Origin of the sequence: Pantoea sp. B_9 (genome assembly GCF_008632015.1) — a bacterium.
Classification (GTDB): Bacteria; Pseudomonadota; Gammaproteobacteria; order Enterobacterales; family Enterobacteriaceae; genus Pantoea; species Pantoea dispersa.
Genome location: NZ_VWVL01000003.1, coordinates 123,553 through 144,046, shown reverse-complemented (window position 1 = coordinate 144,046; position 20,494 = coordinate 123,553). Strand labels below are relative to the sequence as shown.

At 58.7% G+C, this 20,494-nt stretch carries 21 protein-coding genes; 14 read left to right on the top strand and 7 right to left on the bottom strand.

Going from position 1 to position 20,494, the window contains the following annotated elements:
• The first annotated feature begins 1 nt into the window (after window position 1).
• The 3 genes from F3I21_RS10885 to F3I21_RS10880 all read left to right on the top strand — a co-directional run bounded on the left by F3I21_RS10885 (window position 2) and on the right by F3I21_RS10880 (window position 1,479).
• Window positions 2-856, top strand: a complete 855-nt coding sequence (locus F3I21_RS10885; protein WP_021508896.1) for a helix-turn-helix transcriptional regulator — start codon at window positions 2-4, stop codon at window positions 854-856.
• Window positions 857-928: 72 nt separating this feature from the next.
• The gene (locus F3I21_RS23215) at window positions 929-1,102 is read left to right on the top strand and encodes a hypothetical protein (protein ID WP_190286086.1); all 174 of its coding nucleotides are present in this window, start codon (window positions 929-931) and stop codon (window positions 1,100-1,102) included.
• 29 nt (window positions 1,103-1,131) lie between these two features.
• Window positions 1,132-1,479 carry a hypothetical protein gene (locus F3I21_RS10880; protein WP_021508894.1) on the top strand — a complete coding sequence of 116 codons (348 nt, stop codon included), beginning with the start codon at window positions 1,132-1,134 and terminating at the stop codon, window positions 1,477-1,479.
• Between the two features lie 39 nt (window positions 1,480-1,518).
• On the opposite strand, the gene F3I21_RS10875 is transcribed toward F3I21_RS10880, so the two are convergent.
• Window positions 1,519-2,712 carry a zinc-dependent alcohol dehydrogenase gene (locus F3I21_RS10875; protein WP_150058880.1) on the bottom strand — a complete coding sequence of 398 codons (1,194 nt, stop codon included), beginning with the start codon at window positions 2,710-2,712 and terminating at the stop codon, window positions 1,519-1,521.
• A gap of 263 nt (window positions 2,713-2,975) precedes the next feature.
• Between F3I21_RS10875 and F3I21_RS10870 the strand changes: the two genes are divergently transcribed.
• The gene (locus F3I21_RS10870) at window positions 2,976-3,683 is read left to right on the top strand and encodes a phage antirepressor KilAC domain-containing protein (protein WP_021508892.1); all 708 of its coding nucleotides are present in this window, start codon (window positions 2,976-2,978) and stop codon (window positions 3,681-3,683) included.
• A gap of 34 nt (window positions 3,684-3,717) precedes the next feature.
• Here F3I21_RS10870 and F3I21_RS10865 read toward each other — a convergent pair whose 3' ends face one another.
• Window positions 3,718-3,933 (bottom strand): hypothetical protein, encoded by a 216-nt coding sequence (locus F3I21_RS10865; protein WP_021508891.1) that lies wholly within the window; start codon window positions 3,931-3,933, stop codon window positions 3,718-3,720.
• A gap of 141 nt (window positions 3,934-4,074) precedes the next feature.
• A complete protein-coding gene (locus tag F3I21_RS10860) occupies window positions 4,075-5,346 on the bottom strand; it encodes an FAD-binding oxidoreductase (RefSeq protein WP_325924514.1) in 1,272 nt (423 codons plus the stop codon).
• A 117-nt stretch (window positions 5,347-5,463) separates the two neighbouring features.
• Between F3I21_RS10860 and F3I21_RS10855 the strand changes: the two genes are divergently transcribed.
• The 5 genes from F3I21_RS10855 to crtB are packed head-to-tail and all read left to right on the top strand — an operon-like array spanning window position 5,464 to window position 11,234.
• Entirely contained in the window at window positions 5,464-6,369 is a 906-nt protein-coding gene (locus tag F3I21_RS10855) for a polyprenyl synthetase family protein (RefSeq protein WP_022547229.1), read from the top strand.
• 14 nt (window positions 6,370-6,383) lie between these two features.
• Complete coding sequence (locus tag F3I21_RS10850) at window positions 6,384-7,661, top strand: glycosyltransferase (protein WP_150058878.1); 1,278 nt, start codon at window positions 6,384-6,386, stop codon at window positions 7,659-7,661.
• Complete coding sequence (crtY, locus tag F3I21_RS10845) at window positions 7,661-8,827, top strand: lycopene beta-cyclase CrtY (protein WP_150058877.1); 1,167 nt, start codon at window positions 7,661-7,663, stop codon at window positions 8,825-8,827. The genes F3I21_RS10850 and crtY overlap by 1 nt, the downstream gene beginning before the upstream one ends.
• Window positions 8,827-10,308 (top strand): phytoene desaturase, encoded by a 1,482-nt coding sequence (locus F3I21_RS10840; RefSeq protein WP_150058876.1) that lies wholly within the window; start codon window positions 8,827-8,829, stop codon window positions 10,306-10,308. The genes crtY and F3I21_RS10840 overlap by 1 nt, the downstream gene beginning before the upstream one ends.
• The gene (gene crtB / locus F3I21_RS10835) at window positions 10,305-11,234 is read left to right on the top strand and encodes a 15-cis-phytoene synthase CrtB (protein ID WP_150058875.1); all 930 of its coding nucleotides are present in this window, start codon (window positions 10,305-10,307) and stop codon (window positions 11,232-11,234) included. Before F3I21_RS10840 ends, crtB begins: the two co-directional genes overlap by 4 nt.
• Here crtB and F3I21_RS10830 read toward each other — a convergent pair.
• Window positions 11,173-11,706: a sterol desaturase family protein gene (locus tag F3I21_RS10830; protein WP_022547228.1), complete on the bottom strand. Its 534-nt coding sequence runs from the start codon at window positions 11,704-11,706 to the stop codon at window positions 11,173-11,175. The genes crtB and F3I21_RS10830 overlap by 62 nt on opposite strands.
• Window positions 11,707-12,014: 308 nt before the next feature.
• Here F3I21_RS10830 and F3I21_RS10825 point away from each other — a divergent pair, with 308 nt between their 5' ends.
• Window positions 12,015-13,205: an MFS transporter gene (locus F3I21_RS10825; protein WP_150058874.1), complete on the top strand. Its 1,191-nt coding sequence runs from the start codon at window positions 12,015-12,017 to the stop codon at window positions 13,203-13,205.
• A 2-nt stretch (window positions 13,206-13,207) separates the two neighbouring features.
• Here F3I21_RS10825 and sfnG read toward each other — a convergent pair whose 3' ends face one another.
• Both sfnG and F3I21_RS23525 read right to left on the bottom strand, forming a co-directional pair.
• Window positions 13,208-14,302, bottom strand: a complete 1,095-nt coding sequence (sfnG, locus tag F3I21_RS10820) for a dimethylsulfone monooxygenase SfnG (protein WP_150058873.1) — start codon at window positions 14,300-14,302, stop codon at window positions 13,208-13,210.
• Between the two features lie 220 nt (window positions 14,303-14,522).
• Complete coding sequence (locus tag F3I21_RS23525; RefSeq protein WP_104093428.1) at window positions 14,523-14,870, bottom strand: helix-turn-helix transcriptional regulator; 348 nt, start codon at window positions 14,868-14,870, stop codon at window positions 14,523-14,525.
• A gap of 159 nt (window positions 14,871-15,029) precedes the next feature.
• Here F3I21_RS23525 and F3I21_RS10810 point away from each other — a divergent pair, with 159 nt between their 5' ends.
• Window positions 15,030-16,256 carry an MFS transporter gene (locus F3I21_RS10810; protein WP_150058872.1) on the top strand — a complete coding sequence of 409 codons (1,227 nt, stop codon included), beginning with the start codon at window positions 15,030-15,032 and terminating at the stop codon, window positions 16,254-16,256.
• A 209-nt stretch (window positions 16,257-16,465) separates the two neighbouring features.
• The gene (locus F3I21_RS10805) at window positions 16,466-16,744 is read left to right on the top strand and encodes a helix-turn-helix transcriptional regulator (RefSeq protein WP_150058871.1); all 279 of its coding nucleotides are present in this window, start codon (window positions 16,466-16,468) and stop codon (window positions 16,742-16,744) included.
• Window positions 16,745-16,817: 73 nt separating this feature from the next.
• Here the strand turns inward: F3I21_RS10805 and clcA are convergent, their stop codons facing one another.
• Window positions 16,818-18,182, bottom strand: a complete 1,365-nt coding sequence (gene clcA, locus F3I21_RS10800; protein ID WP_223815683.1) for a H(+)/Cl(-) exchange transporter ClcA — start codon at window positions 18,180-18,182, stop codon at window positions 16,818-16,820.
• A 336-nt stretch (window positions 18,183-18,518) separates the two neighbouring features.
• On the opposite strand from clcA, the gene glsB reads away from it, so the two are divergent.
• On the top strand, window positions 18,519-19,442 hold the full coding sequence (glsB, locus tag F3I21_RS10795; protein WP_150058869.1) for a glutaminase B: 924 nt from the start codon (window positions 18,519-18,521) through the stop codon (window positions 19,440-19,442).
• A 579-nt stretch (window positions 19,443-20,021) separates the two neighbouring features.
• Window positions 20,022-20,438, top strand: coding sequence for a DUF2946 domain-containing protein (locus F3I21_RS10790; protein WP_021508875.1), 417 nt, complete (start codon window positions 20,022-20,024; stop codon window positions 20,436-20,438).
• The last annotated feature ends 56 nt before the right edge of the window (window positions 20,439-20,494 follow it).

Here is a 20,494-nt window from a genome sequence, read left to right as displayed (position 1 = left end):
GATGAGCACCGCGCAAACCCTTACCCCCGCTGAGCTGAACAACCGTAAATTACTCGGTACCTTTTTACGTACGCGCCGTGAGAGCCTTGATCCTAACCGCCTCGGTTTACCGCGTATGCGTCAGCGCCGCACGCCGGGTTTACGCCGTGAAGAGGTGGCGCAGCTGGCGGATGTCGGCGTCACCTGGTACACCTGGCTGGAACAGGGGCGCGATATCAAAGCCTCCACCAAAACGCTGACGGCCATCGCCAGCGCCCTGCAATGCAATGATGTAGAGACGCAGCATCTGTTTTCGCTGGCCGGACACACCCTGCCATCGACGCGCGTCGCTGCTGCCTGCTGCAAGCTCGCCGGACATAATCAGCAAATGCTGGATGCCATTCAGCTGCCGGCGATCATCGAAACGCCGCGCTTCGATATCCTCGGCTATAACCAGGCGTGGTGCGCGCTGATGGGCGTCGATTTAGCCCAGATCGCGCCGGAAGATCGCAACTGTATCTGGCTGGCGTTCAACCATGCCGGCTGGCGCAACGTGATGACCGACTGGGACGAAGTAATGCCACAGATGGTGGCGATGTTTCGCGGTCAGATGGGCGAGCATCTGGGCGATCCGCACTGGGAGAGCTTCCTGGCGCGATTGCTGAACAGTTCCGATGAGTTCGCGCACACCTGGCAGCGCTACGAACTGGGCAAGGTGGAAAACCGCGTAAAACGCTTTTACCGTGCCGAAGTGGGCGAAATGACGCTGCGCCAGAACAACTGGTGGTCGGCGTCACGCAACGGTGACCGCCTGCTGGTGTATGTGCCGGATGATGCCGCCAGCGCAGCGGCGCTGCAGCAACTGATTAATCCCTGAATCACCTGCGCTATCCCCAACCTTATTTATCCTGACTATGCTTATCAGACGATAATAAATTCAGGAGAGCGCATGAAACTACTTTATTTCGTTTCGCTTATTGCTGCAGCCGGTTATTTACTGGCTTTCTTACCTAAACTGCGCACCCGTCGCGAGCCTGTGGCTTATTGGGGGTGCTGGGCTTATTTAGGTCTGAACGCGGTATATTGGGCAGTATTTACGTTTCGCTATTATTTTCTGCGCTAACCGTGGTAACGTCATGAAGGAGTTATGTTATGTCAGAAAACAATCGCGATCGGATGCCCTATTTACTCTATTTTTCCCGTCAGCGTTTACTGGTGGAAAATATCGATGGCCACATCGTTGATATTGGCGGTGCGGAAAGAGTGGGCGATCGTTATCGCTGGCAGCTGGATGGTAAAGATGCCGGAGGAGAAACGGAGCAGGAAGTGGACGAACTACTGGCCGAGGTGGAAAAACACCTGAGCTTTTTGTTCGTCGATGGCCAGTTTACCAGCCTGCCCGATGTCAGTGCTGATTATGGCGATCGGCTGGATAACGCGCCCTCACGGCAAATTGCACTACCTGAGCTCAACGACCGCGATGAAGACATCGTGCGTTAAGCCACAGAAGCAGGCTGCCGTCAGGCAGCCTGTCAGCACTCAGGCCGCCGGCGTGGTACTGGCCATACCGGGCACCAGAATCACTTTGCGGCAATCCTCTTTGCGTTTTTCAAAGATTTCATAGCCGCGCGCGGCCTCTTCCAGCGGCATATGGTGCGTCACAATCTCTTCCGGCGTCAGCAGCCCTTGCTCAATCAGCGACAGCAGGCGCGGTAAATAGGCCTGCACATGCGTCTGGCCCATTTTAAATGTCAGTCCTTTATCGAATGCATCGCCAAACAGGAAGCCGTGGATAAAGCCGGCATACACGCCCGGCACGCTGACCACACCGCCACGGCGTACCGCCGCAATACACTGCCGCAGCGCCTTCCCGCTGCTGCCCTCCAGCTTCAGATTACTCATCACCGTTTCCGTCAGGCTGCCCTTGGCTTCAAAACCTACCGCATCGATTACCGCATCAACGCCCCGGTGGCCCTGGGTATGATCAATGATCCAGCCAGCAGGATCGTCGATTTCGTCAAAATTGATCGGCGTAACCCCATAACGCTGGCGGGCAAATTCCAGTCGATAAGCGTTGTGGTCAATCATAAAGATCTCTTCCGCCCCTACCAGGCGCGCGCAGGCGGCGCTCAGTAACCCGACCGGGCCGGCGCCAAAAATGGCGACGCTGGAGCCTTTATCCAGCCCGGCATTTTGCACTGCCTGCCAGGCGGTGGGCAGGATATCGGAGAGAAACAGCACTTTCTCATCCGGTAGCGCCAGCGGCACTTTAAATGGCCCGACATTGGCTTTTGGCACCCGTACATATTCCGCCTGGCCGCCCGGCACACCACCATACAGTTTGCTGTAGCCAAATAACGCTGCAGGCGGGGTAATATTTTTCTTGTTTAAAATAGCACCGCGCCCGCTATTGGTATTTTCACAGGCCGCATACTGATGCAAATGACAAAAGAAACAGTCGCCACAGGCAATAACAAAGGGCACCACAACGCGATCGCCAATTTTTACGTTGGTAACCTCACTTCCCGCTTCGACCACTTCACCCATAAATTCGTGACCAAATATATCACCGTGATCGGTACCGGGAATTTTCCCGCGATAAAGATGTAAGTCGGAGCCGCAAATTGCCGTCGCGGTGACGCGTAAAATAATGTCGTCCGGCTGCTCTAAAATCGGTTCAGGAACAGTTTCAACACGCACCCGATGTGGGCCATGATAAGTTAACGCTTTCATAATCAGCTCCTCATAAATAAGCGTAACGAAAGGCTGTCTTTATTTAACCTGAATCGCTTAAGCCTGGTAGTAATAGTCGAATAGGCAAGCGTATCGGTATCGGGTGCAGAGCGGGGTCCGGCGCAGTTGCGCTTTGTGCGATATCTCGCAGACAGGCATTTCTTACAGCAACGGCTAAAAATAATACTGGATATGCAAACAGTATATTGTATACTTATCCAGCAGTCTGATGGACTGTTCCACGTTTGTAAGAGGTGATACTGATGATGATCTCAACGGAAAGTCTTGCTGCTCTCAACGCAACCCTGCTGATGAGCAGCCGTGAAATTGCCAGAATAACCGGCATCACGCATGGCGAAGTGAAGCGCCTGATTAAAAGCCTGGAAACCGCGCAGCGCCTTTCCCAGCCTGTCACGGTGAATCATTACGAGCATGAAGGTGAGACACGTCAGGAGTTTCAGCTAAATAAACGTGACTCGCTGCTGGCGGTTGCTCGTCTTTCCCCTGGCTTTACCGCCGAACTGCTGGACCGCTGGCAGGAGCGGGAAAAATTCACCCATCTGCCCGATTTCACCAATCCGGCGGAAGCGGCCCGTGCCTGGGCAGAACAGTTTGAGCAACGCCGTGCGGCGGAACAGCAACTGGCGCTGACGGCCCCAAAGGCAGAATTCTTTGATCGCTTTGTGGATGTGCATGAGTCGCTGGGCTTTCGCCAGCTGTGCAAAATGCTCAAAGTGAAAGAGCCGGAGTTTCGGCAGTTTCTGCTTGAGCGCAACATTATGTACCGTGACAAAGGTGCGCTGACGCCACAGCAGCACCATCTGCAGGCTGGCTATTTTGCGCTGCGCAGCGGAATGGGTGAAAACCAGCATGCTTTTTCGCAGGCACGGTTTACCGCGAAAGGTGTGAAGTGGGTTGCCAGCCTGTGGGCCGGTCATGTCGCTGCACGGCCGAATGGTGTCGCTGCCTGATATTCAGCCGGTCAGGACGACCGGCTGGATTCGCTTAGCGCTGATGGCGGCGGCGCTGTAGCCGATGGCGAAACTGCCTGACCTCTTCGCGTGACCAGCAGCGAGAGGAGAGCGGCAGGCTGTCATCAACCGCCGCCGGCAGCGGCAATTTCTCCAGCGTGCCACGATTGCACATAGCACGCGCCAGCGTGGTACAGGGGATATCAAGGTAATGCGCCATCTGCGGCAGCGTCATCAGGGTGGTACGCATACTCACCTCCATTTGGCTTATGTTTCGCCTTCCATGGTTGAGCAGCCCGGCAGATGTTTTTTTGATCGCGATCAGCCTACGCCTTAATTCAGGTTAAAAATTAATCAATCCGCCACCCTGTGGTCTGCGCCATCGCTTCGCTCACTGTGCCGCCGGAAAGTTTCGCTGAATCGGTGCAAACGCGCTGGCGGTTTTGCCGATCAGCCGTTGTGGACGGAACTCTTTCAGCAGATCGCTGGGGCTGTCGCCGATCAGTTCTTGCGCCACCAGCCGGCCAATCAGCGGTGACAGCGTGATGCCGCTGTGCGTCACCGCGACATACACGCGCTGATGCGGGGTGACAAAGCCCAGCGCCGGCAAGCCATCTGCCGGACGCGCCCGCTGCCCGACGACAATCTGCTCGATCTGCAACGCACCAGCCGTGGCAAACAGCGCCCGGTAGCGCTCACGAAACTGATCGGCGATGGCACTATGAGTCGACGGCGGAGCGCCTGGATCGGCCAGGTGATCGAGATCCAGTGCCTGTAACAGTAACCGCCCGCCGCCGTCCGGCCGCACGTTCAGCTGCGGAGAAATCAGGTTGGTGCCAAGCGATAACGGCTGTGGTGCGGTGCGCGCCAGAAAGCTGCAGGCCACCGCATCAGGCTTGCTGGTGTCAATCAGCGCCAGTTCCAGACCAAGCGTATGCAGCAGCTGATTGGCCCAGCGTCCGGTCGCCAGCACCAGACGATCACCCTGCCACTGCTCACCCTGCTCCAGCTGCACCGTCACGCCTTCCGCATTTTCACTGATGTGCTGAATCGCCTGATGCTGATGCAGTACCGCGCCGTGCGCCTGCGCCTCTGACCACAGCCGTGCCAGATAGAGCGCTGGATAGAGCACCGATTCCGTTGGAAAATGCCAGATGCTGCCGTGCACCGCAGACGCGCGCAGTTCAGGAATTTCCTGCTGCAGCTCGGCCAGCGTCCTTTGCCGTGCCGCATAGCCAGCGGCCTGCAAGGCGGTGGCACGCTGCTGCAGTTGCTGTTCGGCTTCATCCGCGCCGGCCCACTCCCAGGTGCCACAAGGTTCCAGCCAGCGCAATCCATTAGTCTGCGTCAGCTGCAGCCGGATATGCTCCTCCATCGCCAGCGCGTTGAGGCGGTGATAGCTGGCAGGCTGTTTGCCGTTGGAGTTCACCCAGGCAAATGTGGTGCTGCTGGTGCCCGCGCCCATGTGTTGCCGGTCAAAGAGGGTCACCTGCGCGCCCTGCCTTGCCAGCGCCCACGCTACGGCAAGGCCGATCACACCCGCACCGATTACCGCCACTTTTTGCGTCGTCATAGCTGTCTCCTCTGATTGCCCGTCATCATAGCAGTCACCGCAGCGGAAACTGGCCTGAGGGTCATAGGAATTACTTCTCAGATTATTCAATAAATAAAAAAAGCGTGACGGTGCGTTAAAGTCGCTTCGCTCGCTGGCGCACTCCCCTTACCGGGTCTACGGTTAATTGAAAAAGCACAAGAATTTAACTAACCATGGAAAGCCGCTATGACCGCCCATGTCGATACCACAGCAAGCCAGGAAAGCGATCTCCTTCAGTTGCATCACGCATTGCAGGCTCATCTTGAACATTTATTGCCTGCCGGGCAGCAGGCCGATCGCGTTCGGGCCGCCATGCGTGCCGGCACGCTGGCACCGGGCAAACGTATTCGTCCGCTCTTGCTGCTGCTGGCAGCACGCGATATGGGCTGTGACGTGGCGCAGCAGGGTATCCTTGATCTTGCCTGTGCGGTCGAAATGGTGCACGCCGCCTCACTGATTCTTGACGACATTCCGTCAATGGATAACGCCCGGATGCGACGTGGACGCCCGGCAATCCATTGTGAATATGGGGAAAACGTGGCGATCCTGGCGGCGGTCGCGCTACTCAGCCGCGCCTTTGAGGTGATTGCCCTCGCGCCGGGTCTGCCGGCAACGCACAAAGCCGAAGCCATCGCCGAGCTCTCCTCTGCCGTGGGCCTGCAGGGACTGGTTCAGGGTCAATTCCAGGATCTGCATGACGGCGCACACAGCCGCAGTCCGGAAGCCATTACCCTGACCAATGAACTGAAAACCAGCGTCCTGTTTCGCGCCACGCTGCAGATGGCGGCGATTGCGGCCGATGCGTCAGTGCAGGTGCGTCAGCGTTTAAGCTATTTTGCGCAGGATTTAGGTCAGGCATTCCAGTTACTGGACGACCTGGCCGATGGCTCTAAACACACCGGCAAGGACTGTCATCAGGATCAGGGCAAATCCACTCTGGTGCAGATGCTGGGCCCGGAAGGGGCTGAACGTCGTCTGCGCGACCATCTAAGCAGCGCCGATGCACACCTTGCCTGCGCCTGCCATCGCGGTGTCGCCACCCGTCAATATATGCACGCCCTGTTTAATCAACAGCTGGCGATGTTTAACTGAAGCCGGTCATACCTATGGGGCATTTTGCCGTTATTGCGCCACCGCTCTACAGCCACTTTCACGCATTGCAGGCGCTGGCGCAAACGCTGCTGGCGCGCGGACATCGCATCACCTTTATCCAGCAAAGTGATGCACGCACCTTGCTGAGCGACGAGCGCATTGCCTTTGTGGCCGTCGGCGAGCGCACGCATCCTGCCGGATCGCTCTCCAGCGAACTCAGGCGGCTGGCCGCACCGGGCGGGCTGTCGCTGTTTCGCGTGATTCACGATCTGGCCAGCACCACCGATATGCTATGCCGCGAACTGCCCGCGGTGCTGCAACGGCTGCAGGTCGATGGCGTGATTGCCGATCAAATGGAAGCGGCGGGTGGTCTGGTGGCAGAGGCGTTACAGCTGCCGTTCGTGTCGGTGGCCTGCGCGCTGCCGGTCAATCGCGAAGCGGCCATTCCGCTGGCGGTGATGCCCTTTCGCTTTGCTCAGGATGAGAAAGCGCTGCAGCGCTATCAGGCCAGCAGTGACATCTACGACCGCATCATGCGTCGTCATGGCGCTGTCATCGCTCGTCATGCGCGCGCCTTCGGCCTGCCCGAACGCCATGGCTTACATCAGTGTCTGTCGCCGCTGGCGCAAATCAGTCAGCTGGTGCCCGCTTTTGATTTTCCACGTCAGCAACTGCCAGCCTGCTATCACAGCGTGGGTCCGCTGCGGACTCTAGCCGCTAGCGGCGCGCTCGCCGCTCCCTGGCCAGCGCTGCGCCAGCCGGTGGTGTATGCCTCGCTGGGCACGCTACAGGGGCATCGTTTTCGCCTGTTTCTGCATCTGGCTCAGGCCTGCCGCAATCAGCAGCTGTCGCTGGTGGTGGCACACTGTGGCGGGTTGACCGCCAGCCAGGCACAGCAGCTCAGACTGGCCGGGGCTGCGTGGGTAACCGATTTTGTGGATCAGCGGGCGGCGCTGCAGCATGCGCAACTGTTTATCACTCACGCCGGTCTGAACAGTGCGCTGGAAGCACTGGAATGCGGCACGCCGATGCTGGCGCTGCCGATCGCCTTCGATCAGCCGGGCGTGGCGGCACGTATTGAGTGGCATGGCGTCGGCCGGCGCGCCTCACGTTTCAGCCGCGTCGCGCAGCTGGAGCAACACCTGCAACAGTTGCTGAGTGACGATCGCTATCGTCTGCGCATGTCAGCCATTCAGGCGCAGCTGCAGCGGGCCGGTGGCTGTACGCGCGCGGCGGATATTGTCGAGCAGGCGCTGTGTCAGCAGCGCATCGTGCTGGCGGAGGCCACCTGATGCGCGCACCTTACGATGTCATTCTGGTCGGTGCCGGCCTGGCCAACGGGCTGATTGCGCTGCGTTTACGCCAGCTGCAGCCCGCACTTAAAATTCTGCTGCTGGAGAGCCAGGCGCAGCCGGCCGGCAATCATACCTGGTCGTTCCATCGCGACGACGTCAGCGAAGCGCAGTTCCGCTGGCTCGAGCCGCTGCTTTCGGCACGCTGGCCCGGTTATCAGGTACGCTTCCCCACCCTGCGTCGCCAGCTGGATGGTGAATATTGCTCCATTGCCTCGGAGGATTTTGCCCGGCACTTGCAGCAGGTGCTCGGTGCCGCGCTACGCACCGCAGCGACGGTCAGCGACGTCTCACCCACCGGGGTCAGACTGGCGGATGGCGGGATGTTACAGGCGCAGGCGGTGATTGACGGACGCGGGCTGCAGCCGACACCGCATCTGCAGCTCGGCTATCAGGCATTTGTCGGTCAGGAGTGGCAGCTGGCCGCGCCGCATGGCCTGCAGCAGCCAATATTAATGGACGCCAGCGTCGATCAGCAGCAGGGTTATCGCTTTGTTTACACCCTGCCGCTCAGCGCCAGCCGTTTACTGATTGAAGATACCCACTACATCAACCATGCCACGCTGGATGCCGCACAGGCGCGCCGGCATATTACGGATTATGCCCACCAGCGCGGCTGGAATCTGCGCCAGCTGCTGCGCGAGGAGCACGGCTCGCTGCCGATCACGCTCAGCGGCGATATCGATCAGTTCTGGCAACAACAGCACGGACAACCATGCAGCGGGCTGCGCGCCGGACTGTTTCACGCCACCACCGGTTACTCGCTGCCCGCCGCAGTGGCGCTGGCGGAGAAGATTGCCAGCACGCTGCCCGCCGATGCCCATACGCTGAGCCACTGCATCGAATCCTTTGCCCGTCAGCACTGGCGCGAGCAGCGCTTTTTCCGTCTGTTGAATCGCATGCTGTTTCTTGCCGGACGGCCTGAACAGCGCTGGCGCGTGATGCAGCGTTTTTACCGGCTTGACGCCGGATTGATTAGCCGCTTTTACGCCGGGCAACTGCGCTTCGGCGATAAAGCACGCATTCTGTGCGGCAAACCGCCGGTCCCTCTCGGCGAAGCGCTGCGCGCATTGATGATGACCTCTCCGTTACCAGGGAAGAAATAATGAAACGCACCTATGTGATTGGCGCAGGCTTCGGTGGCCTGGCGCTGGCGATTCGTCTGCAAGCGGCCGGCGTGCCGGTCACGCTGCTGGAACAGCGCGATAAGCCTGGCGGGCGCGCCTATGTTTATCAGGATCAGGGTTTTACCTTTGATGCCGGTCCGACGGTGATTACCGATCCCAGCGCTATCGAGGCGCTGTTTACGCTGGCAGGCAAGCAACTCAGTGATTATGTCGACCTGATGCCGGTGACGCCGTTTTATCGCCTGTGCTGGGAAGACGGCAGGCAGCTGGACTACGACAACAATCAGGCGCAGCTGGAGCAGCAGATTGCTACTTTTAACCCGCAGGATGTCGCCGGTTACCGCCAGTTTCTGGCCTATTCACAGGATGTGTTTCGTGAGGGCTATCTGAAACTGGGCACCGTGCCTTTTCTGTATTTCCGCGACATGCTGCGTGCCGGGCCACAGTTAGGTCGGCTGCAGGCCTGGCGCAGTGTCTACAGCATGGTAGCGAAATTTATTCAGGACGATCATCTGCGCCAGGCTTTTTCCTTTCACTCGTTGCTGGTCGGCGGTAATCCTTTTGCAACGTCTTCGATCTATACCTTAATTCACGCACTGGAGCGCGAATGGGGCGTGTGGTTTCCGCGCGGCGGTACCGGTGCGCTGGTTGATGGCATGGCGCGGCTGTTTCGCGATTTGGGCGGTGAACTGCTGCTCAACGCCGAAGTCAGCCAGCTGGAGACCGAGGGTAACCGCATCAGCGGTGTCCAGCTGAAGGATGGGCGCCGTTTTGCCGCCGCCGCCGTTGCGTCAAATGCTGACGTGGTGCACACCTACGATCGCCTGTTAAGCCGGCATCCTGCGGCGCGTAAACGCGCGGCAACGCTGAAGCGCAAGCGGATGAGCAACTCGCTGTTTGTACTCTATTTTGGTCTTAATCATGCCCACCCGCAGCTGGCGCACCACACCGTGTGCTTTGGTCCGCGCTATCGTGAATTGATCGATGAGATCTTCAATAGCAGCCAGCTGGCGGAAGATTTCTCGCTGTATCTGCACGCGCCCTGCTCCAGCGATCCGTCGCTGGCACCGGCGGGCTGCGGCAGTTTTTACGTGCTGGCACCGGTGCCGCATCTCGGCACCGCCGCAATTGACTGGCAACAGGAAGGACCGCGCTTGCGCGATCGCATTTTTGCTTATCTTGAGGAGCACTATATGCCGGGTCTGCGACAGCAGTTAGTGACACACCGTATGTTTACGCCGTTTGATTTTCGCGACACGCTGCACGCGCATCAGGGCTCAGCGTTTTCGCTCGAACCCATTTTGACGCAAAGCGCCTGGTTCCGGCCGCATAACCGCGATGCCGACATTGCTAACCTTTATCTGGTGGGGGCTGGCACGCATCCCGGTGCCGGTGTGCCAGGCGTGATCGGCTCCGCGAAAGCGACCGCCCAGCTGATGGTGGAGGATCTGACCGGATGAACCAACCGCCGCTGATTGAGCAGGTCACGCAAACCATGGCGCAGGGCTCCAAAAGTTTCGCCAGCGCTACCCGGCTGTTTGATCCTCCAACGCGCCGCAGTACGCTGATGCTGTACGCCTGGTGTCGTCACTGTGACGATGTGATAGATGGTCAGACGCTGGGCGAAGGCGGCACGCAGCACGCGGTGGCGGATGCACAGGCGCGGATGCGCCACCTGCAAATCGAAACCCGCCGCGCCTATAGCGGTGCCCACATGGATGAACCGGCGTTTCGTGCCTTTCAGGAAGTGGCGCTGACGCATCAGCTTCCCCAGCAGCTGGCGTTTGATCATCTGGAAGGGTTTGCGATGGATGCGCGTGAAGAACGTTACGCGTGTTTCGGGGACACGCTGCGTTACTGCTATCACGTGGCCGGCGTGGTGGGGTTAATGATGGCGCGCGTGATGGGCGTGCGTGATGAGCGCGTACTCGATCACGCCTGTGATTTGGGTCTGGCGTTTCAGCTGACCAATATCGCACGGGATATCGTTGAGGACGCGGAGAATGGCCGTTGCTATCTGCCACAAAGCTGGCTGGATGAGGCCGGACTGAGCACCGCCCAGCTTGCCGATCCGCAACATCGCGCAGCGCTGGCCCCGCTGGCAGCGCGTCTGGTGCGCGAGGCCGAGCCGTACTATCAGTCAGCGCGCAGCGGGCTGCCCGGACTGCCGCTCCGTTCGGCGTGGGCGATCGCCACCGCGCGCGGCGTTTACCGTGAAATTGGCGTGAAGGTGCAGCATGCCGGTGCCCGGGCATGGGATACGCGCCAGCGCACCAGTAAAGGCGAAAAGCTGGCGCTGCTGGTGAAAGGTGCCGGCGTCGCGCTTACTTCGCGCCTTGCTCATCCCCAGGCGCGTCCTGCCGGTCTGTGGCAGCGTCCGCGTTGACACGACGCCCATGGCGCTGGCGCAGCGTCGCCTGCAGCTTGTGCAGCGGCGGGGCGTAAAGAAAGCCAAAGGAAACGCAGCCTTCCCGTCCCCGCACGGCATGATGCATGCGGTGCGCCATATACAATCGCTTCAGATAGCCTTTGCGTGGAATATAGCGAAACGGCCAGCGCTGATGGACCAGGCCGTCATGCACCATAAAATAGAGCGCGCCATAGGTTGTCATGCCAGCGCCAATCCACTGCAGCGGCCAGACACCGTTGACACCGAGCCAAATCAGGCCAATCGACAGCAGCGCAAACACCACGGCATAGAGGTCGTTGAGCTCAAATTTGCTCTCATGTGGTTCATGATGCGACAAATGCCAGCCCCATCCCCAGCCATGCATAATGTATTTATGCGACAGCGCCGCGACGATCTCCATCAGTATCACGGTAGCCAGCAGGATAAGCGCATTCCATAACCAGAGCATCATTGGTCCATTTGCGAAGAGTGAGAGTATAAAGGTGGACGTGGATAGCGAAAGGCGCAAGTCCCCGGCAAAAAAACGCACCGGCAGCGTAAATACCAGCCAGGTCACAGATGCGTGCTGTCACCGTCAGACAAGCAAAGCGGCAAGGAGGTTACCCTGCATGGCGGCCGGGTCGGTCTGCTTTACATCGATTTAACAGCTGGTTAGTATAGCCAGCGGTTCAGCGGTCCAGGCTGCTGCGTACGCGTTAACGTCAATCAACGCACCATATGCAGAGACTTTCTGCCTCATTTCTATGGTGCGCAAACATGTCCCATACCGCTTTATCTGCTGATTCTGCCCTGCGTCGTTCCGGCTTTTTCCTGCTGCTACTGTTACTCACCGCCGCCAACTTACGCACGCCCATCACCGCCACCGGGCCGGTACTGGAAAATATTCGCCTGACATTTGGCCTGAGCGCCAGCGCTGCCGGTGTGATTAACTTTTTACCGCTGCTGATGTTCGCCACGCTGGCTCCGCCAGCCGCCTGGTTTGGCAATCGCTTTGGCCTGGAGCGCAGTCTGTGGGGGGCGTTACTGCTGATCGTCCTGGGTTCACTGCTGCGAATCAGCGGCAGCGAAACGGCACTGTGGCTGGGTACGCTGATTCTCAGCAGCGGGATCGCGGCGGCCAACGTCCTGCTGCCGCCGCTGATTAAGCGGGATTACACCGCGCATACCGCGCGTTATATCGGGCTGTATGCCATGACCATGGGCATCACCGCCAGCATCGCTTCCGGCGTGGCCGTGCCGCTGGCCGAACTCAGCAGCGCCGGCTGGCGTTTGTCGCTGGCGGTCTGGCTGATTCCGGCGCTGATCGCGCTGCTGGCATGGCTGCCGCAGCTGAAAAATCCCGCGACGCATGAGCAGCGCGCGACAGAGGTCACCGTAACGCGTTCGCCGTGGCGTTCCGCGATCGGCTGGCAGGTTTCGCTGTTCATGGCCAGCCAGTCGTTACTGTTTTATACCCTGATTGGCTGGTTTACCCCGTTCGCACAGGATAATGGCATCAGTCAGCTGCAGGCGGGCGGCATGTTGTTCGTCTATCAAATTGTGGCGATCGCCTCCAATCTGGCCTGTATGCGGGCGCTGAAGCAGCTGCGCGATCAGCGTCTGATCGGGCTGCTGGCCTCGCTGTCGATCTTCATCGCGGTGACCGGCCTGCTGCTGGCACCCGCATGGTCGCTATTGTGGCTGATTCTGGCAGGCCTCGGTGCGGGCGCCTCGCTGCTGATCAGCCTGTCACTGTTTAATTTACGCACCCGGGACCATCGCCAGGCCTCGAAACTCTCCGGCATGGCGCAGTGCGTGGGTTACGGGCTGGCGGCGCTGGGACCGCTGTGCTTCGGCATGCTGCATGATGTCAGCGGCAGCTGGCAGCTCCCGCTGCTGATGCTGTTGGCAGTAAGCGCGCTGCAAATGGCGATGGCGCTGCTGGCCGGACGCGACCGCGCTATCTGACCTCAGACCGTGACGGCGTTAAGCGCCTCCTGTCGTTCCAGTTCGCGCACGCGTGGGATCACTTCACGCCCAAAGAACTCCACCTCTTCATGGAAATGCAGAAACGCCAGCAGCAGTAAATCCACGCCAGCGCGTTTCTGCTCCATGATGCGCTCAGCAATTTGCTGCGGCGTGCCAATCAGATTGGTTTTGAAACCGTCGTTGTATTGCACCAGATCCTCGAAGGAGGATTTGGCCCAGTTGCCCTCGCCTTCCGGCGACGCGCTGCCGGCATTTTTCACCTCATGCTGAAAGCCTTTCACTGCATCCGGATTGGCTTTGGCGATGATCTCCTGCAGCACCGCCTGAGCTTCCTGTTCGCTCTCGCGGGCGATGACAAAACCATTCAGGCCGATTTTAACGGCGTGCTGATTGACGGCGGCTTTGGCGCGGATATCGTCCACCTGCTGGCGTACGCCCTGTGGCGTGTTGCCGTTGGTGAAGTACCAGTCAGACACCCGTGAAGCCATGTCCCGCGCGGCGCGCGAGCTGCCGCCCTGAAAAATTTCCGGTAGCGGATCGAGTGGTTTAGGCTTGAGCGAGTAGTCGCGGAAGCGATAAAAATCTCCGGCGAAGCTGAAGCTGCTTTCACGCCAGATGCCGCGCAGGCAGCGAATAAACTCTTCCGAACGCAGATAGCGCTCTTCGTGATCGAGCCAGGGTTCACCAATCGCTTTGAACTCGCCGCGAAACCAGCCGCTGACAATGTTCACCGCGATGCGCGGACCGTACAGATGGCTGATGGTAGCGATCTGCTTCGCCGCCAGCGTCGGGTTCCACGGCCCCGGCAGCAGCGCGGCAATCACTTTAAGTTTTGTGGTGTGGCTCAGCAGATCCTGAGAGAAGGTGACTGATTCGTGCTGATTATCCGCGCCATAGCCGGCGGTGAAGCGAATCTGCGTCAGGGCATAATCGAAGCCAGCGCGTTCAGCGATTTTCGCCAGTTCACGGTTGTACTCCGCGTCCCAGCGCGTGCGCTGCTCGATCTGACTGATGACTAAACCCCCTGAAACATTAGGCACCCAGTAAGCAAACTGCAGCGGTTTTACCTGTGACATAGGTTTCTCCTGAGACTTCTTATAGCTGGATTAACGGAAAATTATCTTCATTAATGCTTTTTGCTATAAGAGGCTATGCAGTGAGCGTGCCAGTTCCTGGCAGAGATTAAACGCCTGATTTGCGGGCTAACTGAACGAGAGGATGAGGAATGTCTGTTGCGGATGCAGCAGCCGCTGTCGCCAGGCTGTTGCAATTGCAGCCGCTCCGGCGAAAAGGGCGCTACTCCGCGTGCTGAAAAGCCTGCAGCGCGCTTCGGGTGGCGGCATCGTCAACGGCGGCGCTGAGCAGCGCATCAAGCAGACCAGGAAAGCGCGCGTCCAGATCGTCGCGCCGCAGTGACAGCAGATTCTCGCGGCCAGAGGGTTTTTGCCAGATTACGCCGCTGTCACGCAGTACCCGCCAGTGATGGGTTAAGGTTGATTTGGATACGCCTTGCAGCAGCGAACCGCAGCTGCGCTCCTCCCCCTGTGCCAGCAGCGCGACTACTGCCATGCGCATCGGATTGCCCAGCGCGGCCAGCACATTCTCCAGCCTGATGGCGTCACGCGACGGATGATTTTCCAGCATTGCTTATCTCTGTAAGGGCGTAAGACAGCAAATTATCCGTGAGTCGGCGGGCGATGTATAGCGCAGTACGAGCGGTGCGCCAATCGCGCTGCGCTAATTTACGATGTCACATTGCTGCTCTATGCTTGTCACCATCCTCCACTCTTTCTTCATCACAACATGAATGCAAATCCGATAGCGCATCCCGCTGCTTTGCGGTCTCTCCAGGCGTTGTGCCTGGTCAATTTTTTCATGGCCGATGTGCGGGATGGACTCGGCCCTTTCCTGGGAATCTTTCTTACCGAACATGGCTGGAGAGCGGATGATATTGGCTGGGCGATGACTGCCGGCGGTTTAGCCGGACTGCTGGCTACGCTGCCGGCGGGTCTGGCAACCGATGCCACGCACCATAAAAAAGGGCTGCTGATTCTGGCCTCACTGCTCATTACACTGGCTACCCTGATACTGTGGTGGTTTCCTTACGGTGGAGTGGTGGTTGGCTCGCAGGTTGTTACCGGTCTCGCGGCCGCGCTTATTGCCCCGTTACTGACCGGCGTCACCCTCGGCCTGACCGGCTCTCAGGGGTTCAGCCAGCAGATGGGTAGAAACGAGGCGTTCAATCATGGCGGCAATATGACTGCCGCGCTGTTTGCCGGGTTTGCCGTCTGGCTGTGGGGCACCGATGCGGTTTTTATCCTGATGACCGCGATGGCACTGTGCGCATGTTTTGCCGTGGCCGCCATTCAGCGTAACGCGATCGATGACCGCGCGGCGCGCGGCGGTGCCGGACAGCAGGTCGCAGAGCTTCCTGGTTTCTCTGCCCTGCTGCGCAATCCGGTGCTGCTGATTACCGGCCTGACGCTGCTGCTGTTTCACCTCGGCAACGCCGCGCTGTTGCCGATGCTGGGCATTCGCGCGGCGGCAACGCACAGCGGACAGCTCAGCCCCGGTGTTTATACCGCTGCAACCGTGGTGATTTCGCAATGCGTGATGATTCCCGTGGCATTATTCGCCGCCCGAAACGCCAGCCGCCTCGGTTTCCCGCTGCTGATAACTCTCGCGCTGGTGGTACTGCCGGTGCGTGCCGGCATCGCCTCCCTGTTCGATGGCACCTATGCGATGGTACCGGTACAGATTCTTGATGGCCTGGCCGCCGGGCTGCTGGGCGTGGCAGTACCGGGTTACATCGTCAGCGTGCTTGACGGCAGCGGACACACCAATGCCGGCCAGAGTTTCGTCATGCTGATGCAGGGCGTGGGCGCGGCATGCAGCCCGGCACTGACAGGCAGCATCGCCGCCGCCTGGTCTTATCAGGTCGCTTTCGCCGTGCTCGGCAGCATCGCCCTCGCCGCACTGATGCTCTGGAGCCTCAGCCAGCGCATCCGATGCGTTAAAAGCCGGGCGTGAGGTGATATCAACACACCCGATCGAATCAAAACTTTCATAGACCAGCGCCTGAAGCTTTGATCGCATCGGGCGTCTCAATCTCCCTGAGTTAATACACTCCTGCAGACCTGGCCCGCCACGATATATGTGGCAGCTTTTCATTTAGAAAAGTCAAAAAACCCCGGAAGCTGAGATTCAAAAAGCGTTACGTTGTCTGGAGGAGATGCTCAATGAAATATAAAACCCATAATCAGCTACATGAAGAAATGCTTCAGGATCCTGAATACCGCGCAGCCTGGGAAGCAGAGGAACGAAAAGCCCGTATGCAAGCCTTGCTCAAAGCGTGGCGGCAGCATGCCGGATTGACCAGTGCACAAGTGGCTGAGCGGATGGGGGTAAAACCGCCCACGGTTTCGCGCATGGAAAAAAATATTACTTCTGCCAGCTTTGAAACCATTGCGCGTTACGCCAAAGCCTGCGGGATTGATTCTGCCACCGTTGAGTTTTAACAGCAGGATAAAGACGGAGAGTGAAGCCGATAGTATTAACCGGCTTCTACTGTCATGGCCGCCGGAAAAACGCCTATTCCGTCCGGGCGCTGGCGCGGTTAGTGAGCTGTGCTTTGGCCAGGGTGCGCGCCAGGATTGAAGAATAGAGCGGTTTGCCACCAAAGAACTGCGCCGCCAGCGTTGCGCCCAGGCAGGTGATGATCATCGGCAGAATCAGTTGATAGTTATTGGTCATCTCCAGCACCAGCACGATGCCGGTAAGCGGCGCGCGCACCGAGGCGGCGAACAGCGCGCCCATCCCGGCGACGGCAAAGGTGGCGGCTTCCAGCTGATAATGCGGGAACCAGTCGGCGCTCAGCTGACCAAAGCAGGTGCCCAGCAGCGTGCCCAGCGTCAGCATGGGCGCAAAAATGCCGCCCGGCGCGCCTGAAGAGAAGCAGCAAATGGTAACCAGCGTACGCAGCGCGAAGAGAGCAAACAGCGCCTGCGCGCCATAGTGTCCGGTAGCGAAATCCGGAATCAGCGTCGTTCCGCCGCTCACCGCCTGCGGCAGCAGTAAACCCAGCACGCCGCACAGTCCGGCCAGCAGGCTACCGAACAGCACCCAGCGCCCGGTACGTCCGAGATGCAGGCGCTGAAACTGGTCCTGTGCGAGAAAAATCAGCCGGTTAAACGCCACGCCGCAGCCGCCAAACAGCACACCCAGCACCAGATAGAGCCACAGCGTCTCAGTGGGCGCGTCACGCAGCTGACCGATATTAATGATGGCTTCGTTACCGTTGAGCACGCGAAAGACAATGCTCGACATGATCACGCCAACAAACACCGCTTTTATCGATATCAGGCTATAGCGAAACTGCGGGCGCATCTCTTCGATAATGAACAAAATGCCCGCCAGCGGCGCGTTGAACGCCGCCGAAAGCCCCGCCGCGGCACCGGTTGCCAGCAGCGTATGACGCGATTCGGAATCGCGCACGCGAAACAGATCGAGGCACATACCACCGATGTTGCCGCCAATCTGTACCGTGGGTCCTTCGCGTCCCAGCACCATGCCAGAGCCCAGCGCGCCCATGCCGCCGATGAATTTAACCGGCAGCACGCGCCACCAGCGCACCGGGCGCAGCTCTTCCAGCGCGCCCTCGATTTCCGGAATGCCCGAGCCTCCTGCCTCCGGCGCGAAGCGGCGCACCAGAAAATAGCCGATGCCGCCCAGCAGCGCCGAAATAAAAAACGCGCTCAGCAACGCCATGGCCAGGTTATCCGCACGCTCTGTCAGCCAGCCGATCCGCAGGTGGAGAATAAAATTGACCGCGCGATCGAAAGCCACACCCACCAGCCCGGTGAGGATACCGACCAGCGCGGCCAGCAGCAGCAATGCCAGCGGGGTTTTATCGCGTCGCAGCAGTTTTTGCAGCAGCATAAAGCGCCCGGCGCGCATCGCGTTGGCAGGCCCGGAGGCATCAGGTAAGGCAGACATCGTCATCCTCAATTACAACGGTTGAGCGCATTGGCAGCGCCGGAAAGAGTTTGGGCTTAGCATAACCAAAATTGCCTGATCGGTAACTCAATCATTCGCAACATAATTTTACCTCAGGCCGCGCAATGTGACGTAGGCGCCAGGCTGGGTTGCGATCGGGCGCAATAAATCGGGCAGAATATCCGCAATGCGGTGCAGGCTTGCTGCAGCATGCTCACAGAATTTTGCGCGGTGGATTGACGCGCCGACGGCAAATCACCATGATCGCGCCAGGATTAGTCACCCCGGAGCCACAAGGTGTCGGAACTCAGTAATGCATTGCTTGAAGAGATTATCACGGACGTACGCCCCCTCACCCGTCAGGGCAAAGTGGCAGATTATATCCCGGCGCTGGCCGGCGTGGATGCCGATCAACTGGGCATCGCCATTGCCACCGCCGATGGACGCAGCTATCAGGCCGGCGCTGCGGGCACGCGCTTTTCAATCCAGTCCATCTCCAAAGTCCTGTCGCTTACCGTCGCGCTGACGCTGTACGAGGACGCCGAGATCTGGCAGCGCGTAGGCAAAGAGCCATCCGGCCAGGCATTCAATTCTCTGGTGCAGCTTGAACTGGAACAGGGAAAGCCGCGCAATCCATTCATTAACGCCGGCGCGCTGGTGATGTGCGATTTGCTGGAAAGCCGGCTCACCGCGCCGCGCCAGCGCATGCTGGAGTTTGTGCGTCGTCTGGCACAGCAGCCGGACATTCAGTATGACCGTGCGGTCGCGCGCTCTGAATATGAGCACTCGGCGCGTAACGCCGCCATTGCCTGGCTGATGAAGTCGTTTGGCAACTTTCATAATGACGTCAGTAAAGTAATGGAAACCTACTTTCACTACTGCTCGCTGGCGATGAGCTGCAGCGAACTGGCGCGCACGTTTCTCTATCTCGCCAATCACGGTCGCACGCTGGATGATAAGTGGGCGGTGATCTCTGCACGCCAGGCGCGGCAGGTGAACGCACTGATGATGACCAGCGGCATGTACGACGGCGCCGGTGAGTTTGCCTGGCGCGTGGGCATGCCGGCTAAATCCGGCGTCGGCGGCGGGATTGTCGCAGTGATTCCCGGTGAGATGAGTATTGCCGTCTGGTCACCGGCGCTGGATCATTCCGGTAACTCGCTGGCCGGCACCGCCATGCTGGAGAAACTCACAGAGCGGCTGGGGCGATCGATATTTTAAGGTCCGGCTCATACTGAGAGGCTTCCCTGTAAATGAAAAGAGTTAAACAACGAGCCGCCCGTTTATATCGGTGCGCATAAATGCGCACCCTACGAAAATCGCGTAATTCCTTGCTGATTGCGATCGATGCCGTTATGCCTTGCAATTAAGTTGAAAGTGACCTGATTACAACGGTCCGTATCAATGCGCCGTCATGTGTAAATCGTGCAACTGCCTACAGGCCGCAATAAATGACGTGACGCCTTGTAATAAAGCTGCAAGTGGCCTGTTTATATCGGTGCGGATCAATGCGCACCCTGTGCAAATAGTGCAAATACCTTGTAGGGTCGCCATTAATGGCGACCACAAATTCTGAGCAATGACAGTTCTTGCCATCAGACTTCACTCATCCTTCAGCAATGAGAAATAGTGTTTCTCTAATGTACTCATCAGGTTGCAATTAAGTTAACAAACACACCACGTTAAGTGACCCTTTTCAAAAGGTGCGAATTTTGTCGCTCCCAGCCTCACTTTTATTAACCCTTGTGCGGCAATCGCGTTACACTTCGGCCTCATTTGTTGAAGCACTCAGTATTTGCCATGACGTTTTCCTATCACTTTCGCCAGCGCCTGACCGCCTGCGTCGCCATTGTGGCGGTGCTGCTGCTGTTCGTCGCGCCGATTGTGTCGAAAACGCTGCTGGAGCGGCAAACGCGCATTGACCCCGTGGCGTCGCACAGCCCTTCATCTGCCATGCCAATGCACCATCACGATATGCCGATGGAGATGGCGATGCCGGGCATGATGCATCACAACATGGACGACGGCGAATTTGCCTGCGGCTATTGTGATTTGCTGGTGCATGTTCCGCTGATGATGTGGGTGTTTATCCCGTTCATCTGGCTGATGCTGGTGATCTCGCGCGCCCCACCGCTGCCGCCGCTGGTGGCACCCCGGCCGCGCCGCTTCAGCGGTACCCATCGTCCGCGCGCGCCACCGGTTTTTCTTTCCTGCTGAATCTCATTAATCGGTACAACGCCTGCGCTGTGCCCTGACATTCTCTTATCGGAAGG

Bases quoted from the DNA above. Each gene is read 5' to 3' on its own strand.
- F3I21_RS10885 (WP_021508896.1), top strand. From the start codon at position 2: ATGAGCACCGCGCAAACCCTTACCCCCGCTGAGCTGAACAACCGTAAA.
- F3I21_RS23215 (WP_190286086.1), top strand. From the start codon at position 929: ATGAAACTACTTTATTTCGTTTCGCTTATTGCTGCAGCCGGTTATTTA.
- F3I21_RS10880 (WP_021508894.1), top strand. From the start codon at position 1,132: ATGTCAGAAAACAATCGCGATCGGATGCCCTATTTACTCTATTTTTCC.
- F3I21_RS10875 (WP_150058880.1), bottom strand. From the start codon at position 2,712: ATGAAAGCGTTAACTTATCATGGCCCACATCGGGTGCGTGTTGAAACT.
- F3I21_RS10870 (WP_021508892.1), top strand. From the start codon at position 2,976: ATGATGATCTCAACGGAAAGTCTTGCTGCTCTCAACGCAACCCTGCTG.
- F3I21_RS10865 (WP_021508891.1), bottom strand. From the start codon at position 3,933: ATGCGTACCACCCTGATGACGCTGCCGCAGATGGCGCATTACCTTGAT.
- F3I21_RS10855 (WP_022547229.1), top strand. From the start codon at position 5,464: ATGACCGCCCATGTCGATACCACAGCAAGCCAGGAAAGCGATCTCCTT.
- F3I21_RS10850 (WP_150058878.1), top strand. From the start codon at position 6,384: ATGGGGCATTTTGCCGTTATTGCGCCACCGCTCTACAGCCACTTTCAC.
- crtY (WP_150058877.1), top strand. From the start codon at position 7,661: ATGCGCGCACCTTACGATGTCATTCTGGTCGGTGCCGGCCTGGCCAAC.
- F3I21_RS10840 (WP_150058876.1), top strand. From the start codon at position 8,827: ATGAAACGCACCTATGTGATTGGCGCAGGCTTCGGTGGCCTGGCGCTG.
- crtB (WP_150058875.1), top strand. From the start codon at position 10,305: ATGAACCAACCGCCGCTGATTGAGCAGGTCACGCAAACCATGGCGCAG.
- F3I21_RS10830 (WP_022547228.1), bottom strand. From the start codon at position 11,706: ATGCTCTGGTTATGGAATGCGCTTATCCTGCTGGCTACCGTGATACTG.
- F3I21_RS10825 (WP_150058874.1), top strand. From the start codon at position 12,015: ATGTCCCATACCGCTTTATCTGCTGATTCTGCCCTGCGTCGTTCCGGC.
- sfnG (WP_150058873.1), bottom strand. From the start codon at position 14,302: ATGTCACAGGTAAAACCGCTGCAGTTTGCTTACTGGGTGCCTAATGTT.
- F3I21_RS23525 (WP_104093428.1), bottom strand. From the start codon at position 14,870: ATGCTGGAAAATCATCCGTCGCGTGACGCCATCAGGCTGGAGAATGTG.
- F3I21_RS10810 (WP_150058872.1), top strand. From the start codon at position 15,030: ATGAATGCAAATCCGATAGCGCATCCCGCTGCTTTGCGGTCTCTCCAG.
- F3I21_RS10805 (WP_150058871.1), top strand. From the start codon at position 16,466: ATGAAATATAAAACCCATAATCAGCTACATGAAGAAATGCTTCAGGAT.
- clcA (WP_223815683.1), bottom strand. From the start codon at position 18,182: ATGCGCGCCGGGCGCTTTATGCTGCTGCAAAAACTGCTGCGACGCGAT.
- F3I21_RS10790 (WP_021508875.1), top strand. From the start codon at position 20,022: ATGACGTTTTCCTATCACTTTCGCCAGCGCCTGACCGCCTGCGTCGCC.